The sequence below is a fragment of the Kaistella flava (ex Peng et al. 2021) genome (assembly GCF_015191005.1).
Classification (GTDB): Bacteria; Bacteroidota; Bacteroidia; order Flavobacteriales; family Weeksellaceae; genus Kaistella; species Kaistella flava.
Genome location: NZ_CP040442.1, coordinates 223700 through 240482 on the forward strand (window position 1 = coordinate 223700; position 16783 = coordinate 240482).

Genomic DNA, 16783 nt, shown 5'->3' on the forward strand with positions numbered 1-16783 from the left:
TTTTATTGGAACAAATAAAATGATTTTAATAAAATTAAAATGAAGTTTAACCATGAGTTGAAAAGTATCTCACTAAAAAACAACAAAAAACCGATGTGAGACATCGGTTTTTGTTGTTTTAGCATTTTTTGTAAAATTATTCTACAATGAATTTTACAGCTTGCGAGTTTGTTTTCAAAATATAAACTCCTTTTGTTTGATCTTTAAGAATAATCTTATTTGAATTTTTAAAATTCTGATTAACAGTTTGAATTAGTTTTCCATCCATAGAATAGATCTGAACATTTGAAACCTCTTCTAAACCATAACCAGAAAGATGCAATTGTCCGTTTCTTACTGGATTAGGATATACAGAAAGTGTTTTTTTGAATGCAGCAACATCAGTGGTAGAAAGGGTAGAAGTCCAAATCATATTCACCCATTCCGGATGATCGATGAAAGGGTTTCTGTTACTCTGTCTTGCATAAACGGCGTTGTTTCTATCAATTTCTTTCAGAGAAACAGGATCTTGAGCTGCCCACTTTAATAGTAAATTAATATACCATTGTTTGTAACCTCTGTCAACAGTTCCGTCTAAGGGGTTTTCGGCACTTTGAAAAGGTGCAAATGAAGCCAGTTTATCTTGGTATCTCGTAATGAAATAAAGATGCATTCTGGCAAAATCTCCTTTAAATTCATCAATCGGTTCGAAAATCGTTCCGTTGTATCCTGGGAAATTAGAGCTTCCGATTTTAGTTCCATTGGTAGAAGTCCAAGTTGGTGTACTGGTTTCTCCATAAGGGAAATTTCCCCGTCTGCTGTTGACGTAATAATCAGAAGGCACTACAAAATGACCATCATTCGCCATAGGGACTTGAGTTTGTCCACCAAAGTAACTTTTTGGTAAGGAATGTTCTCTATTATAGCAGAAACCTTCGTTGTTTTGGTTTTGAGATCCGCATTGGTTTCCACCATTAGCAGGCGAACCAATTATGTATTCGTAAGCATCCGGACCAGCTGGTCTTTCAGAGTACATATCGAGCAATGTACCGTTCTTTTCGTAGTATTTATCGACATCTGACGTCGCGTAAGTAATCCACAATCCGCCGTAACCTAAGTCCTGTGCGCCATTAGCTTCAGAAATGATTGTGTTTAACTTTGTTTTCAAAGCATATCCCGTCAATCCGGCAGTTCCGTCATAATATCCAGTGGGAATCTGTGCAAAGGAAGAACTTGTAACCGTCGCTGCAAGTAAAAAAGTAAAGAGTTTTTTCATTATGAAATAATAATTAAAGTAAATTTTAAAAAATAAAAATCATCCTTTTAGAAATACAGGAAAGGGATGAAAATCAACGCAACTGCATATATAAAAAGGAAGTCAAAGTTAAATAAAATAATACAGAAATATTAATCCGCTTTGAAATGCGTTTTATTGACCTTTGAAAAAAGCCATGCGACCACGATACCAAAGATTCCGGCGGTGGCAGTTACAATGAAATAATTACTGATATTGATTCGAACAGGAAATGGCAAATCGGTATTCGATCCAGCTTTGAAAAAACCAGTGTTAATTTGAATATAACAAATAATTGTTCCCAAAACCAATCCGCAGATAATCCCGAAAAACACAATTAAAAGTCCGGTATAGAAATAAATATTTCGCAACGACTTCATGTTCATTCCCAGGGACATAAGTGATTTAGCCTGTTCTTTTTTATCGAGCTGTAAAATAATAATGGCGCCCGCTAAATTAAAAGTCGTAATGAAAATTACCAGAGCAAAAATCAAATAGATAAACAGTTTTTCGGTGTTGATCATTTTCCAGAAAGCAGCATTTTCTTCTTTCTTGGTTTTTAACTCATAATCGCTGCCCAATAACTTCGAAAGTTGGTCTTTAACCTCATCCGCTTTTTCGGGATTTTTTAATTTAATAACGATTTGATAAGCGGAGTTTTTAGGTAACTTCAAAAGTTCCTGAGCTAACTCAATTGGCGAAATAATCGTATTGTCGAGTTGGTCATTTCCAGGAAAAATCCCCGAAACATAAATATCTCTTTTGGTAAAAATATCTTCTTCCTTACTGATTATTCCGGTACCCGGTTTGGGCATCAGAATCGTGGCATAATCAGCTCCTTCACCAACAGGAATCGTCAGTCGGTTATCAAGTTTGTTTTCCATCAACACTTCGTTGGAAAATTTAAAACTCGGATAAGTACCGTATAAAATATTCTTGTTAATTGGGTTAACAAAGATATAAGCAGAATCGACTCCACGCAGATTGGCAATATCACCATTTTCCCGAAAACGAAGGTATGCTTTCTCTTCGATCACTTTCGAATAGTGAGCAATCTCTTTATTCTGACCAATGATTTTAGTGGCTTTATCGATATTCGGCAGCACTTTTCCTTTGGTGCTTTTAACCGTAATGTCAGCGTGCAAATTCGTAATCAAATCCTGATTAAGATCCTCTAAACCCGAAAAAACAGAGATGATGATAAACATCGCTGCCACCGCAACCAGCATCGCCACTGCAGCCAGCCACGTAATAAAAGTGACGGCCGTACTTCCTTTTCTAGCCAGAAGATAGCGTGTAGCAATATAAAATGCAGTGTTTTTCAAAAGAAAATAACGTTTTACAACAGATTAAAGGATCGGATTATCACCTTCGCCTCTCAATTCTTTTTCAATTTTTTCAACGTCGTCCAAAGTCGTATCCAGGTAGAAATTCAATTCCGGAATAATCCGAACTTGTTTCCCCATTTTCTGTCCGATAAAGTTTCGGTAAGCAGCTTTATTAACCAGAATTTCCTTCATAATTTCTTTACGGAATTCTGCTGGGAAAATACTCAGGTAGATTTTTGCAATACTTAAATCAGCCGTTACTTTCACATCAGAAACGGTGATTAGAAAAGATTGTTTGCTTTCTGAAGCCTGTTTGCGGAAAAATTCAGCAAAATCTTCTTGTATAATTTGGGCGACTTTTTTTTGTCTGTTGCTTTCGTTCATGGCGCAAATTTACTACTTTTGTTTGAATTATTGGGGCGTGCCCTTTTTTTACAGCACCAAAAAGGCCAACGCAAAAAAAGGTCGGTCTACGTGCAGTCGCTTTTTTCCGCCATCGCCAGGCCAGCCTCAGAAAAAGAGCTCCAACAATGCACTCCGCCCTCACGCAAACCCGATCCAATATTAAAAGCAGATATGATATTAGAAATAGAACAGAAAATTTAAATTGATCATCTATCATCCAACACCTAACATCCAACACCTCGCACCCATGAAAATAGAACACCTCGGAATCGCCGTAAAATCCTTATCAACCTCCGATGACTTATTCGCCAAACTATTAGGCAAAGAAAACTACAAGCAGGAATCTGTGGAAAGGGAAGGAGTCACCACTTCGTTCTATGAACTAGGAGAATCCAAAATCGAACTCCTCGAAGCTACCAATCCAGAAAGTCCCATCGCCAAGTTCCTGGACAAACGCGGCGAAGGAATTCACCACATCGCTTTTGGCGTCGAAAATATCTACACCGAAATCGAACGATTAAAAGCTGCGGGATTCATTTTCATCTCCGAAGAACCCAAAGACGGCGCCGACAATAAACTGATCGTTTTCCTCCATCCAAAATCCACCAACGGAATTTTAATAGAATTGTGTCAAGAGAAATCTTGAAGAGCGAACCAAGTAAAAAGAACCAAGAATGGTGAATGCTGAATTTTTCAACCCACTCTTAAAAGCAAAGACGAAAGTAAAAAGAGCAATGTAATTATGTGCGCCCTTAGCTAAGTTTACGCCTTTGCGCCCTTAAAAGTTTCATCAAAAACATTCGAATTATAAAAGAATTCTTTTCGTCTTTGCGTTTAAAGAAAACGTCGAACAATATTCAGTACTTTGTTTTTTTAACAGCAAAAGACTCAAAAACATTTTATCAGATAGCCCATCAAAAGGCTGCAAAAATTCAGAAGCACAATTCTTATACATTCTTATGCATTCTTTTTTTTTTTTACATTTTTCTTTTGTCTCTTTTGCGGTTTAAGAATTTCTTGCGCGCTTTGCTAAGTTTACGCCTTTGCGCCTTAAAAGCAGCATGAAAAACATTCGAATTGTAAAGGATTCTTTGCGCCTTTGCGTTTAAAAAAAAAGTTTAGGCCAACTTTATCAGGAAAAACCTTAAAATAATTTTGATTTTTTAAAAAAAACGCTATTTTTGCAAACCAATTGAGACGGTATTTCTTCGGAAATAAAGTTAGGCCCTATAACTCAGCTGGTTAGAGTAGCTGACTCATAATCAGCAAGTCCCTGGTTCGAGCCCAGGTGGGGCCACAATATTGGAATAGAAGCACTTACAGAAATGTAGGTGCTTTTTTTTTGCGTAAAATTGTTGTTAATAAACCACTACGACAACATTTCCAACTGGCGGAAAACCGGAATTAATGATTTGCCTTTTTCAGACAAATTGTATTCGATATGCAAAGGTTTTAGTTGAACGGTTGTTTTTTCTAACAAACCCTGTTCTTCCAATTCTTTTAAAGCCACTGCAATCGACTGTTTATTGGAACCTTCTATATCGCGCAACAGCGAACTGAACCTGACGGAACCATCAAGTGCAAGTTTGAAAATTTGAGGTTTCCATTTACCGGAAAGTAATTTTAATAATCCTTCTGCAGGACAGGAGTTTTCGTTTTCCATTCTTTTGAGTAGTCATATTTTTCTGACTTATTGTGAAGTCAGGTTAATTGGCGGACCTTTGCTTCAAAGTTAATCAATATATTAAGTACGACGAAAGCAATCACGCTGTTTTCATTTTAACTTTCTTATTTAAAAGTGATTGTGACAGTCAACAAAAAAATTCAATTATGGAAAATACATTTAATAATCCACTCTTATGTGACCCTGAAACTGGGGTTTGTGAAATACCAACCGTAGAAAAGGTGGCAGAAACCGAATTTGTTTCCAGTCAAACAAAACCTGTAAAAATCATTTACTTCACCGATCCTATTTGTTCTTCATGTTGGGGAATTGAACCTCAACTGCGAAAATTAAAACTGGAATACGGCGATCAGATTGAAATCGATTACCGAATGGGTGGACTTTTACCGGATTGGAAGTACAATAGTGGCGGAATCAGCAAACCGTCTGACGTGGCTCATCACTGGGACGAAGTAAGCGAATATTACGATATGCCGATTGATGGCGATCTGTGGCTTGAAGATCCGTTGAATTCTTCATATCCGCCTTCTATTGCATTTAAAGCAGCACAGATGCAGGATGATGAGAAAGCGATTGCCTTTATGCGAACTTTGAGAGAAATGGTTTTTCTGGAAAAGAAAAATATTACGAAGTGGGAATATATGAGTCAGGCTGCCACGGAAAATGACCTGGATCCTGTAAAACTTAAAAAAGATTACGAAACACGGGCGAAAGATTTATTTCAGGCAGACTTAAGTTTGGCGCAAAACATGCGTGTGAGAGGTTTTCCTACCTTGTTTTTTATAGACGGTGAAAATAATCAGGAAATCGTTTACGGTTTCAGGCCGTATCAGGATTATGAAAATGCCGTTCTAAAAACTTTTCCAAGAGCAGTTAAAAAAGAATACGATCATTCATGGAGCGGCTTATTTGCAAAATATCTGACTTTGACAAAAACAGAATTTGCCGAATTATCAGGTTTATCAAAATCGGAAAGCGAAACTCTTTTAGAGCAACTGACTGACGAAGGAAAACTAATTCAAACAACGACAAAAAATGGAAATATGTGGACTCTTAAAAAAGCCACTGATTAATTACTTCTTTTTCTGTCAAAATATACAAAAGAGAATTTCCAAAAATGTGGGAGTTCTCTTTTTTGTTGGGTCATCAAATCAATCCATTTGGTCTAAATCAAAATGTTTATAAAGGTGCAAGTTTTTACTTTAATAATGTTTAATGAATTACAGATTGAACTGCGATCAAACGGTTTTTCTATTAAGTTAGAACCATGATGAAAAGGTTCTAATTACCTATTTTGGCAATGTTCTTGTATTGTATGGTGCCGACTTTTAAGTTTAAAATTATAGAAACTTTAAAAAAAACAATATTAAAAATGAACAAGACTATCTTAACACTTGCAATGACCTCGGCCTTATTTCTAACTTCTTGCAATGATACTGCAAAGAAGGAAAGTACGGATGTTACAACCACTACAGAATCCGTTGATCAGACCAATTCAGATCAAATTATAAAAACAACTTCAACAGACAAAAACGGTAAAACACTCGACTTGGCGGTTGATCCTATTAAAGGTCTTGCAACCGTTAATTTTAATGGCGAAACAATTGAGTTAGTGCAGGAGAAATCGGCGTCAGGAATATGGTTTAAAAATGATACGTACGAATTAAGAGGAAAAGGCAACGATCTTGAATTGACAAAAGACGGTAAAGTAGTTTTTGAACATACCGATGATAAAGTTAATCTGGAAGCGAAAAATGATAAAGGCGATGTTTTGACGATGGATTTTAATAATTCAGACGGAACTGTAAAAGCATATTTAAACGGCGGTGATCAAATTGATCTTGAAGAAGAAAAAGCAGCCTCAGGAATCTGGTACAAAAATGACCACTACGAATTACGTGGTAAAGCTGATCAGTACGAATTGACCAAGGACGGAAAAACGGTATTTAAAAACTAAAAATTACATTTCTACCTTTAGCAAAATGCTAACTGAGATATCATAAAAAGTTCTGTTGAAAAACAGGACTTTTTTGGTTTCAAAAATGGTAGGTTTAATTTTACAGAAAAGTGCAGATAGATTTACTTTTCATTATTAGTGCTAAATAAAGCAACCTTAAAAATTCCAATTTTTAACTTATAAGGTAAATGATTTCGATTAACCTTAAAAAAAATCGTAAATTTCGGCGCCTTAACGAGGGAGTTTTGAACAGTCATGAAGAACATCTCTCAGTACTTTCAAATGTAATCTCTCATCAATTTAAATAAAAAAACCGCTAACTATGATCGATAAAAATTTTTACCTTGAAAACCTTTCTGCTTTTGATATTCTCATAGAAGATGAAGACCGTAAAGAAGCGGAAAAAGTTATTTTTAGGGTTTTTAGTATGCTGCAACGTGATAAAATTTGGCTTCGTGACATCGCAACCGAAGAGGAAATCTTTGAAGAAGATGCTGAGCTTTTGGCTGAGGTTGAACAAGAGTTAAAAGAACTCGATGAAAAATATGAATTCCGTTTTGATGAATTTTATAAACTGGTTCAACAAGAGATGAAGAAAATTCAATCAACCTCAAATAAGAATCTTGTGGAAGATAATGATTTTGACGAAGATGATGATACTTTTGATGATGAAGACGAAGATGAATTGGACGACTTCAACGAAGATTTTGAAATAGAAGATGAAGACGAGGATCTTTATGATGAAGACGAGGAGGATGAAGAAAACGACGCCTTAAGTCATTTATCAGATGAAGAAATAGATTTGGTGCCCGAGTATATTTTGGCAAGCGCAAAAACAAGATTTAATTATCCCGAGTTTTTAGCATCATTTCCTGTTGCTGATGAAGAATTTGTAGAGGAACAATTTCTTTTTCCTGTAATCGCCGGAAAAGCATTCGGAGAAACAGATACTGAAATCGCTGAAAACATGCATTCAACCTTCATGACATTAGGTTATCAAATTGAAATGAGCGATCTTATGAAAATGATTGAACAGAAAGGAAAAGAATTAGGGCTTGAGATTTTAGCTTTTAAAGTGGCGTCTGATTCTTTACGACAAGGTGCACGTCCGACGGCAGTTGTTGAGCAGATTTCGCAATTGTTAAAACCATAATTTTTTCATAATAAGGATATAGTATTCAATAAAATTTAAAATAAAGAAGTAAAAATGATAGATAATTATTTAAACGCAGAGTTAATATCAAACTCTCAAAACGATAATAAGAATGGTAATCAATTAGAATTGCTCATCAATTCCACTGATGAGGTATTGAGCCAAAATTCAAAATCGGTTGGTGAATCAATTAAAGAGGCTTTTGAAAAAAAGAAAAACAAAGTAATCATCACCAATGGAGATATTCAAAAATTCTTAGTTACGCTTCCAAAAACAGATCTTGAAAGTTTAAGACTGGCGGGTGCTTCAGTTTTTCAGGCGTTGAAAAATGAGAATAGCAAAGAGGTTAATATTAATGACGTAAAGGATTTGACTGAACTTCAGAGAATCGCTTTTATTGAAGGTTTGCTTTTGAGCAGTTACAGTTTTTCTAAATATAAAAAAGAGAAATCAGAACGTCAGATTAAAATTTCCTGTTCTCCAAACTTCATCGATGAAAAGTCTTTGACTGAATTAAAAAAACTTGCAGAAGCAGTATCACTAACCAAAACCATGGTTAATGAACCCCCTCAATTTATGGATGCGCTGAAATTCGCAGAATACGCCGTAGAAGCAGGAAAAAAATTCGGTTTTAAAACTGAAATATTAGGAAAATCGGAAATCGAAGAATTAAGAATGGGCGGAATTCTTGCTGTAAATAGAGGATCTTCTGTACCTCCAACTTTTAACGTTTTTCATTATAAACCAGAAAATGCGATTAATGAGAAACCTTTAGTTTTGGTTGGAAAAGGAGTTACTTTTGATACCGGTGGTTATTCAATAAAAGTAGGAGGGAATATGACTTCTATGAAATCGGATATGGCAGGAGGAGCCGCAGTTTTAGGAATTATTTCCGCAGCCGCAGCCAATAAATTACCGTATCATATTATCGGTTTGGTTTCTGCCACGGACAATAAAATCTCGTCTGACGCTTTGGTGGTCGATGATATCATTACCATGATGGATGGTACCACGGTCGAAGTTCAAAATACCGATGCCGAAGGTCGATTAGTTTTGGCTGATGCGCTGACTTATGCAAAACGTTTTAACCCTGAATTAGTGGTTGATATGGCAACATTGACAGGTGCTTCTGTAGCAATCACAGGATCATTCGGAATTGCAATGGCAGGAAATGCGCAAAGTGCGATGGATTTATTAAAAGTGTCTGGAGAAGAGACTTATGAAAGATTGATCCAATTACCATTCTGGACAGAATTCGAAGATTTACTAAAATCTGATATTGCAGATTTAAAAAATATCGGTGGACCAATTGGTGGTGCAACAACTGCCGGAAAATTCCTGGAACATTTCACAGATTACCCATGGATCCATTTGGATATCGCCGGAGCCTCATTTGTAAATGACGCAAAAGGATACCGACAAAGTGGTGGAACTGGTGTTGCTGTAAGATTATTATATCAGTTTATTAAAACTAAATGTCAGTAATATTTATTGAAACGGTTATAGATTACGCTGTATCAGTTTAGAGTCTGTATAGATTTTAATAAAGAACATAAGAATTGGTCTTTGAAGGAACTTTAGATTTCCACCGAAAGTTAAAGCGAAGCTAAAAACTCTTGTGATCTTTTCAGAAGCATAATTTTCACTGTAGAAAACATAAAAACTTTTGTGCCTTTTGTGGTTAAATTTTTTTTTTTTTTTGAATTTATAAAGGCTCTTAATATTTAAAGAGACCATGAAAATATTTTAAGTTTTTACTTAAAACTCTTCATTTAGAAACCGAAATTAAAGCTAAGCTAAGAACTCTTGTGTACTTTTCAGAAGCATAATTTTCACTGTAATAAGCATAGAAACTTTTGAACCTTTTGTGGTTGATTTTTTTTTTGTTGATTTAAACAGTTCTCAGATTTTTTCATAAACCACAATGGAATTTGACAAAATCGTGGTCAGGTTCATCGCTGATTCTTTTTACTTGATAACTTAAAGTGCGGACTCCTTATCCGCACTTTTTCATTTTAGTGAGGTCCCATTTTATAAATGAGCTCTGTGAATTTTTATAGTAGTACAGATGATATTTTTCAGGAATTTAATCTTTATCGGTGAACCAATATATAATTGACGGGTTTATAATTAAATTCGCTGAATCAAATAAGATCTTTTTGTCCTATTAAGCAAATGCTCATTATATAAAATAAACCCTATGAAAAAACATATTCTTGCCTGTTGTGCCCTCTCTCTGTTTACCTTCTCTGCAAAAGCTCAGGTAGACAGTCTAAAAATAAATGTCGATTTCCGTACGCGCGCCGAACTCGATAATGGCCAAAAAACATTAATTCCAAACCATCAGAAACCGGAAACCACGGTGTTCTCAAGAGCCCAACTGGGAGTAGATTACTACTGGCAGGATCTGGAACTTTTTATGTCTTTGCAGGACGCCAGAGTTTGGGGCGAAGTTTCTTCTACCAACCAACGCAGCGGAAGTTTCAATGTAAACGAGGCTTGGGCAAAATATAGTTTCACTAAAAATACAGCGCTGAAGATTGGGCGACAGATTCTTTCTTATGATGACGAGCGGCTTCTTGGTGCTTTAGACTGGCAGATGCAGGGACGTAGTTTTGACGCGGCTAAAGGCATTTTTCGTCTAAGTCCGCAGTCGAAACTGGAAGCAGTAGTTACGTACAATAACGATAACAACGATAGTAATGACTTACCGGATCGCGAGTTTTACAGTATTCTAGACAGCGGAGAAAGAACAAAATCGATGCAGATTCTTCATTATGAATATCTCTGGCCTCAATCAAGTCTTTCCTTTATCGGAATGAATAATGTCGTTCAAAGTCTTTCCGGAACGCACTTCGATCTATTAACCGTCGGTATGAATGCGAAAAAATATACCGGAAAATTTGGCTTTTTTGGATCCGCCTATTGGCAAACCGGTAAAAATACTTTAGCACAAAGTAAAAATGCGTATCAGTTTTCTGCGAACGTCGATTTTATTCCAACTAAAAATATCAATATCGTATTGGGAACCGAATGGTTGTCGGGTACAGATTATAATACTGAAAATTCTAAGAATAATTCGTTCAGTCCTTTATATGGTACCAATCACAAATTCAATGGTTTTATGGATTATTTCTTTGTCGGAAATCATTTCAACAGTGTAGGTTTGAAAGACTTTTACCTGAAATCTAATTTCAAATTTAATCCGAAAGCAGCTCTTGGCATTAATCTTCATGGTTTTGCCACTAATGCAAAATTAGGTTTTGATAATGTTAAAAATAAAGAATACTCTTCCTATTTAGGGACAGAAGCCGATTTGGTCTTTACGTATAAAGTAGCAAAAGTTTTCACCATGCAGGTTGGACATTCGCAGATGTTCGCGACCGAAAGTATGAACTATCTTAAAAAGGTAGCAGATCCCGCCTCGATGCAAAGCTGGTCTTGGGTAGGTCTTACTTTTAAGTCTCAGTTTAAAGTAAAATAAAAATTTGCTTTCTTCTAATACAACAATTTGTGACGGAAATTTAATGTACATCATCTGTTAAACCATATTGTAATCCTTAAATTTGCATGATAAAATATAATTGAAATGAATTTAAAAGGAAAAAACGCCATCGTTACTGGTGGAGGTAGAGGTCTTGGAAAAGCTGTCGCTTTAATTTTAGCCAAAGAAGGAGTCAATGTCGGTATTACCGGAAGAAATGAAGAAAATCTAAAAACGACCGTTGAAGAATTGAAAGGTTTAGGAGTTCAGGCTTTTTCTGCAGCTTTCAGTATGGATGAAGAAACTTCAGTACAAAAAGGAATAGCAGATTTAGCAAAGGATTTAGGTGGAGTAGATATTCTCATCAATAATGCTGGAATCGGTGACTTTGGAAGTATTGAAGAAATGCCGTCTGAAACTTGGGAACAAGTAATCAAGACGAATCTTTTCGGAGTGTATTATGCAGCAAAAGCAGTCTATCCATTTTTGAAAGAAAAAGGAGCAGGAGATATCGTAAACGTTGCTTCAACAGCAGGTTTGAAAGGTGGACCGAATATGTCGGCTTATGCGGCTTCGAAAGCGGCAGTTGTTTCGTTATCACAATCGATGATGGCAGAATGGAGAAAACAAAATATCCGCGTCATTACTTTAACGCCAAGTACAATTGCTTCTGACATGTCGATTCAAGGAGGTTTAACAGACGGAAATCCAGAAACAGTACTTCAACCGGAGGATTTCGCAGAATGGGTAAGAGATATTTTGAAAATGAACAGAAGAGCGTTAATTGCTAATGGTTCTATTTTTTCAACGAATCCGTAATCTGGATTCTTTAATTTATTAATAAAGAGTTTCATTACTTTACAACAAAAGCGGGTTTTTCCTGCTTTTGTTTTTTTTATAAAAACCTGTTTCAAAAGCCTACCTAAAGTTTAATAAAACTAAATAAGTCACATAAAAATTAGTGGTCACCTTAAAATAGGTAATATAAAGTTGAAAATATTTGATTTTCGAAACAGATGTGAACTTTTAAAAGTATTTTTTTTCTTAAACTTATGTGACTTTTGTGGTTGAATTTTTTTTCGTTAAATTTCCACAGGATCTAAGTAATGGTTTAAATATCCAAATTCGCACGATTTAAACCGAAAAAGATGCAAAAGTTTTATTTTAATTAAAGTGAATAACAGTCTTCAAAATCACCATAAAATAAGCGTTTTACATTTTGCCTTCTTTTGAAAATCTTTATTTTTGTATTAGTCTTTTGCCTCTTTTGCGGTTAAAAAAAATATAAATAAATTCATGATGCAAGCACAAACTCAAATTATCGCGCATCGCGGGTTTTGGAAAACAGATCCTCCAACCATAGAAAATTCCCTTAAAAGTTTAGAAAACGCTCAGAATTTAAATATTTATGGTGCAGAGTTCGATGTTCGAATGTCAAAAGACGGCGTGCTGATTGTCTATCATGATGAACATTATAGCGATCTGGAAATTTCGGAAACCAATTTTGAAGATTTAGAAAAACTGAAATTAAAAAGCGGCGAGAATCTTCCAACTTTAAAGGATTACTTAAAAAAAGGGAAAAAGAATCCTTCATTAAAACTGATGATTGAACTGAAACCGATCAATTCGAAAACCAAGGAAAATGAGTTGGTTCAGAAAGCGATTCAATTGGTTAAAGAACTGCAAGTGGAATCCCAAACTGAATTTATTTCCTTCAGTTTAAATATTTGCGAGCGGATTAAAAAAGAAGAACCTGCTTTCAAAGTTCATTATCTGAACGGAGATCTTTCTCCTTTAGAAATAAAAGAAAAAGGACTTGACGGTTTAGATTATCATTATTCTATTTTTATGACAAATCCTACCTGGATTTCGCAAGCCAAAACTTTAGGATTAATTACCAATTCATGGACAGTAAATGATGTTGAAATATTTAAACTGCTAAAAAAGCAAGGAATTGATTTCGTCACCACCGATATTCCGCATCTTCTATTAAAAATCAGCTGATAATATTGGTGTGTTCTCCAAATTATTCACTCCTCCAAAAATAATCATTCTATTTTATCGTGATAAACCTGAAACTGTATTCGTTCTCAGCGAAATACCGTAAAAACTCTGAAAATTATTTTTCAATTTTTGAGCTTTAATAAGCTTAAGGACATCATTATTAATTTTATCTATCGAATGTATTAGATCGGAAAACTAGGAAACTATTTTTGTTTTTTAGTTTTCTTTTGTATCTTTGCGCTCGAATTATGGAGGAAAAAACAATTTTTTTAAGCAAAGCAGCAGAACTTTTCATCGAAAACGGTGCGAAAACCGTAACGATGGATGAGATTGCAAAAGAGTTTGGAATTTCGAAGAAAACCCTTTATCAGAAATATAAAAATAAAGAGGAATTACTGGAAGAAGTTCTGAAGCATAAACTGGACGAAGTGATTGACCGGCTTCAGTACCTGGATGATAATGTTGAAAACGCCGTTGAAAGAATGATTTGTAGAGACGAAGAAATCGATAAGGTTTCTCACTCTAATAATAATATCCTGATTCGTCAACTCCTAAAATACTATCCCGCGATTTTCCATAAGCATATGTTGAATTTCTCTGCAAAATTCGCAGAAGTATTGGTTCATAATATCGAAAAAGGAAGACAGCAAGGTCTTTACCGCGAAGATTTCAATCCGGAAATTTATGCGAAGATTTTTTTCCAACTCGTGATGTCTTATGACAGTTCCCCGTTTTTTGATACAGAAGTGATCGAACGGGAATATTTTATGCAGGAAGCATTGATGCTTTATATCAATGCCATCACGAACGAAAAGGGAAAAGAAGTACTTAAAAATCTTCAACAAAAATAGAGTCAGATCGTGTAATAGGATGAATTCATAATAATTTCATTTTAAAGCAATGAACTCGATAACAAACAGTAATAAATAACAAAAATATAAAATGACCAATTGGAGAAAAATGGCTTTCGTTGCCCTCTTTGCAGTTTCGATCACCGGATTGAAAGCGCAACAGACGGTTACTTTAAAACAAGCCATAGAGTACGCGCTTCAAAATAAAGCAGAAGCGCTAAAATCAAAACTGGATGTTCGGAATGCCGATTACCAAATAATGGAAGCGAAATCTAATGCGTTGCCTCAAATTTCGGGGGTTGCCAATCTTACCTATAATCCGCTTTTACAAAAATCTGCCTTAGACGTGGGTGCCTTTAGTGGTGGACCAAGTAATATTCAGTTGATTTCTTTCGGACAGAAATGGAATGCCGGAGCGGGTTTACAATTGTCTCAGGCCGTCTTTAATCAGAAAGTATTTATCGGATTGAAAGCGGCAAAATCAACCAAAGAATTTTACCAGCTTAATGCCCAGTTGACGGAGGAGCAAATTATAGAAAGAGTTTCAAATGCTTACTTTGAAGTGTTTACCATTCAGCAGAAAAGAGAAACTTTAGAAAGCAGCTATACAAGTACTGAAAAAGCGAGAAATGTAATTAAAAGTTTATTTGATAATGGTTTGGCTAAAAAAATAGATTTAGATCGGACAAATGTAAATCTTACCAACATCAGCACCATTATGACGCAACAGCAAAATGGCATCAACCAGGCAGAAAATGCGTTGAAGTTTTACATGGGAATGCCTATTGAAACGAGTATACAACTGGTGAAAGCTGATATGGAAATCACTCCTCATTTATTGGATGACGTAGTAGCTACCGATAACAGAGCTGAAATCCAGGTGCTTTCCAAACAAAAAGAATTATTGCAATTCAATAAAAAAGCAGTTGAAGCAGATTATTACCCGACCGTTAATTTAAATGCGAATTACAGTTATCAGGCATTAGGAGATAAATTCCCTTTAACACATGGTCAAAAAAGCGGCGTCTTTTGGTCAGATTATTCTGCCATTACTTTAGGAGTGAATATTCCAATTTTTAATGGTTTTGCGACGAAATCCAGAGTGGCAATGGCTCAAATAGAACTGGATAAAGTAGAGATTGATATTAAAGATACCAAACTCGGTTTAGATTTATCGTATCAAAATGCGAAATCCCAAATTGAAAATAGCCTTTTGGCGTTAGACAGTCAAAAAGCAAACGTAGGTCTTGCCGAATCGGTGCTCTCCAATACCAAAAGCAATTACCAATACGGTTTAGCAACCCTTACCGATTTACTGGAAGCTGAAAATGCTTTGGTCGAAGCTAAAAACAATTATACCAATGCCATTTTGGATTATAAAATTGCAGAAATACAATATTATAAATCAAAAGGAGAACTTAAAACGTATATAAAATAAACTGAACATAAAATTCTTGTTAAAAGATTCCTTTTGACATTAAAAAAATAATTATTCCAAATGAAATCGCCAAGATTGGTAACGCAAATACCACTAAAATATAGCGATTGCATAAGTCCTTAAAAAAATAAATATCTTCTTATGAAAAAAACTATAATATATATTATCGTCGCAGTCGTACTCATCGGTTTAGGAGCGTACAAAATTGCCAGTAATAAAGCAAATCAAAAGAAAGAAGTTGCCGAAGTAGCAAGACAGGTTGATAAGATCAATGTGAATGTCGTGACGGCAAGTAGAGAAAATATCAATACCGATTATGCTGCAAACGGAACTTTTATCCCGAAACAGGAAACCAATCAGTCTTCTGAAATCTCCGGACGTATCGTGAATGTATTGGTGAGAGAAGGTTCCAAAGTAGGAGCAGGTCAGGTTTTAGCAACCATCAAAAGAGATGCAATTGAAGTTGATGTAAGCCAGGCACAAAACAATTTGCAAAATGCTATTATCGATAATCAACGGTATGAGAATGCTTATAAAACGGGAGGAGTTACCAAACAACAGTTAGATAATTCCAGATTACAATTGAAGAATATGCAGTCTGCAGTTCGTGCACAAGGTGTTAGAGTCAATGATACTAGTGTAAGAGCCGGAATCAGCGGAATCATTAATAAAAAAATGGTAGAACCGGGAATGGTCGTAGCACCAGGAACTGCTTTATTTGAAATCGTCAATATCAACAGTTTAAAATTATCTGTTTTGGTGGACGAAAGCCAGATCGGAAGAATTAAAATGGGGCAGGTTGTTCCAATTACGGTTAACGTTTTACCTGGCGAATCTTTCGCTGGAAAAATTACATTCATCGCGCCGAAAAGTGATGCGTCTCTAAACTTCCCGGTAGAAATTGAAGTTGCAAACAACGGAAGTTTAAAAGCTGGAATGTACGGGACTGCTTTATTTAAGACCAATTACGGTGCTGAAAATCAAAATATGTTAACGGTTCCCGCAGAAGCTTTTGTCAATGGCGTGAGTTCAGGACAGTTATTCATCGTTCAAAATGGAACGGCGAAAATGATCAGCGTGGAAACAGGAAAAGTGTACGGTAATAAAGTACAGATCATTAGTGGATTAAATGGAGGAGAGCAGGTTATCACCAGCGGACAGATCAACCTGGAGAACGGATCAAAAATAAATATCGTAAAGTAGAAA

The 16783-nt window shown here is 35.5% G+C and carries 15 protein-coding genes and 1 tRNA gene; 12 read left to right on the forward strand and 4 right to left on the reverse strand.

The window, feature by feature from the left end; all coding sequences use genetic code 11:
* Positions 1-136: 136 nt before the first annotated feature.
* The 3 genes from Q73A0000_RS01010 to rbfA form a co-directional block, all read right to left on the reverse strand.
* Positions 137-1255, reverse strand: coding sequence for an endonuclease (locus Q73A0000_RS01010; protein WP_193812236.1), 1119 nt, complete (start codon positions 1253-1255; stop codon positions 137-139).
* A 131-nt stretch (positions 1256-1386) separates the two neighbouring features.
* The gene (locus Q73A0000_RS01015) at positions 1387-2598 is read right to left on the reverse strand and encodes an ABC transporter permease (protein ID WP_193812237.1); all 1212 of its coding nucleotides are present in this window, start codon (positions 2596-2598) and stop codon (positions 1387-1389) included.
* 24 nt (positions 2599-2622) lie between these two features.
* Positions 2623-2985 (reverse strand): 30S ribosome-binding factor RbfA, encoded by a 363-nt coding sequence (gene rbfA / locus Q73A0000_RS01020; RefSeq protein WP_193812238.1) that lies wholly within the window; start codon positions 2983-2985, stop codon positions 2623-2625.
* Between the two features lie 268 nt (positions 2986-3253).
* Between rbfA and mce the strand changes: the two genes are divergently transcribed.
* The gene (gene mce / locus Q73A0000_RS01025; protein ID WP_193812239.1) at positions 3254-3652 is read left to right on the forward strand and encodes a methylmalonyl-CoA epimerase; all 399 of its coding nucleotides are present in this window, start codon (positions 3254-3256) and stop codon (positions 3650-3652) included.
* A gap of 577 nt (positions 3653-4229) precedes the next feature.
* Positions 4230-4303, forward strand: a tRNA-Ile gene (locus Q73A0000_RS01030).
* A gap of 72 nt (positions 4304-4375) precedes the next feature.
* Here the strand turns inward: Q73A0000_RS01030 and Q73A0000_RS01035 are convergent.
* Positions 4376-4669 (reverse strand): winged helix-turn-helix transcriptional regulator, encoded by a 294-nt coding sequence (locus tag Q73A0000_RS01035; protein WP_193812240.1) that lies wholly within the window; start codon positions 4667-4669, stop codon positions 4376-4378.
* Positions 4670-4836: 167 nt separating this feature from the next.
* Here Q73A0000_RS01035 and Q73A0000_RS01040 point away from each other — a divergent pair, with 167 nt between their 5' ends.
* The 10 genes from Q73A0000_RS01040 to Q73A0000_RS01085 all read left to right on the forward strand — a co-directional run bounded on the left by Q73A0000_RS01040 (position 4837) and on the right by Q73A0000_RS01085 (position 16780).
* Complete coding sequence (locus Q73A0000_RS01040) at positions 4837-5763, forward strand: DsbA family protein (RefSeq protein ID WP_193812241.1); 927 nt, start codon at positions 4837-4839, stop codon at positions 5761-5763.
* Between the two features lie 299 nt (positions 5764-6062).
* On the forward strand, positions 6063-6647 hold the full coding sequence (locus Q73A0000_RS01045; RefSeq protein WP_193812242.1) for an MliC family protein: 585 nt from the start codon (positions 6063-6065) through the stop codon (positions 6645-6647).
* A 322-nt stretch (positions 6648-6969) separates the two neighbouring features.
* A complete protein-coding gene (locus Q73A0000_RS01050) occupies positions 6970-7800 on the forward strand; it encodes a hypothetical protein (RefSeq protein WP_193812243.1) in 831 nt (276 codons plus the stop codon).
* A 54-nt stretch (positions 7801-7854) separates the two neighbouring features.
* Positions 7855-9285 (forward strand): leucyl aminopeptidase family protein, encoded by a 1431-nt coding sequence (locus tag Q73A0000_RS01055; protein ID WP_193812244.1) that lies wholly within the window; start codon positions 7855-7857, stop codon positions 9283-9285.
* Between the two features lie 715 nt (positions 9286-10000).
* Complete coding sequence (locus tag Q73A0000_RS01060) at positions 10001-11284, forward strand: alginate export family protein (RefSeq protein ID WP_193812245.1); 1284 nt, start codon at positions 10001-10003, stop codon at positions 11282-11284.
* 105 nt (positions 11285-11389) lie between these two features.
* The gene (locus Q73A0000_RS01065; RefSeq protein ID WP_193812246.1) at positions 11390-12103 is read left to right on the forward strand and encodes a 3-ketoacyl-ACP reductase; all 714 of its coding nucleotides are present in this window, start codon (positions 11390-11392) and stop codon (positions 12101-12103) included.
* Positions 12104-12580: 477 nt separating this feature from the next.
* Positions 12581-13288, forward strand: a complete 708-nt coding sequence (locus tag Q73A0000_RS01070; RefSeq protein WP_193812247.1) for a glycerophosphodiester phosphodiesterase family protein — start codon at positions 12581-12583, stop codon at positions 13286-13288.
* Positions 13289-13536: 248 nt separating this feature from the next.
* On the forward strand, positions 13537-14139 hold the full coding sequence (locus Q73A0000_RS01075) for a TetR/AcrR family transcriptional regulator (protein WP_193812248.1): 603 nt from the start codon (positions 13537-13539) through the stop codon (positions 14137-14139).
* A gap of 91 nt (positions 14140-14230) precedes the next feature.
* Entirely contained in the window at positions 14231-15577 is a 1347-nt protein-coding gene (locus tag Q73A0000_RS01080) for a TolC family protein (protein ID WP_193812249.1), read from the forward strand.
* Positions 15578-15718: 141 nt separating this feature from the next.
* A complete protein-coding gene (locus Q73A0000_RS01085; protein WP_193812250.1) occupies positions 15719-16780 on the forward strand; it encodes an efflux RND transporter periplasmic adaptor subunit in 1062 nt (353 codons plus the stop codon).
* The last annotated feature ends 3 nt before the right edge of the window (positions 16781-16783 follow it).

Excerpts from the sequence above, each read along its gene's own strand:
- rbfA (WP_193812238.1), bottom strand. The coding sequence starts at position 2,985 with ATGAACGAAAGCAACAGACAAAAAAAAGTCGCCCAAATTATACAAGAA.
- mce (WP_193812239.1), top strand. The coding sequence starts at position 3,254 with ATGAAAATAGAACACCTCGGAATCGCCGTAAAATCCTTATCAACCTCC.
- Q73A0000_RS01075 (WP_193812248.1), top strand. The coding sequence starts at position 13,537 with ATGGAGGAAAAAACAATTTTTTTAAGCAAAGCAGCAGAACTTTTCATC.
- Q73A0000_RS01080 (WP_193812249.1), top strand. The coding sequence starts at position 14,231 with ATGACCAATTGGAGAAAAATGGCTTTCGTTGCCCTCTTTGCAGTTTCG.
- Q73A0000_RS01065 (WP_193812246.1), top strand. The coding sequence starts at position 11,390 with ATGAATTTAAAAGGAAAAAACGCCATCGTTACTGGTGGAGGTAGAGGT.
- Q73A0000_RS01070 (WP_193812247.1), top strand. The coding sequence starts at position 12,581 with ATGATGCAAGCACAAACTCAAATTATCGCGCATCGCGGGTTTTGGAAA.
- Q73A0000_RS01060 (WP_193812245.1), top strand. The coding sequence starts at position 10,001 with ATGAAAAAACATATTCTTGCCTGTTGTGCCCTCTCTCTGTTTACCTTC.
- Q73A0000_RS01035 (WP_193812240.1), bottom strand. The coding sequence starts at position 4,669 with ATGGAAAACGAAAACTCCTGTCCTGCAGAAGGATTATTAAAATTACTT.
- Q73A0000_RS01010 (WP_193812236.1), bottom strand. The coding sequence starts at position 1,255 with ATGAAAAAACTCTTTACTTTTTTACTTGCAGCGACGGTTACAAGTTCT.
- Q73A0000_RS01055 (WP_193812244.1), top strand. The coding sequence starts at position 7,855 with ATGATAGATAATTATTTAAACGCAGAGTTAATATCAAACTCTCAAAAC.
- Q73A0000_RS01045 (WP_193812242.1), top strand. The coding sequence starts at position 6,063 with ATGAACAAGACTATCTTAACACTTGCAATGACCTCGGCCTTATTTCTA.
- Q73A0000_RS01040 (WP_193812241.1), top strand. The coding sequence starts at position 4,837 with ATGGAAAATACATTTAATAATCCACTCTTATGTGACCCTGAAACTGGG.
- Q73A0000_RS01050 (WP_193812243.1), top strand. The coding sequence starts at position 6,970 with ATGATCGATAAAAATTTTTACCTTGAAAACCTTTCTGCTTTTGATATT.
- Q73A0000_RS01085 (WP_193812250.1), top strand. The coding sequence starts at position 15,719 with ATGAAAAAAACTATAATATATATTATCGTCGCAGTCGTACTCATCGGT.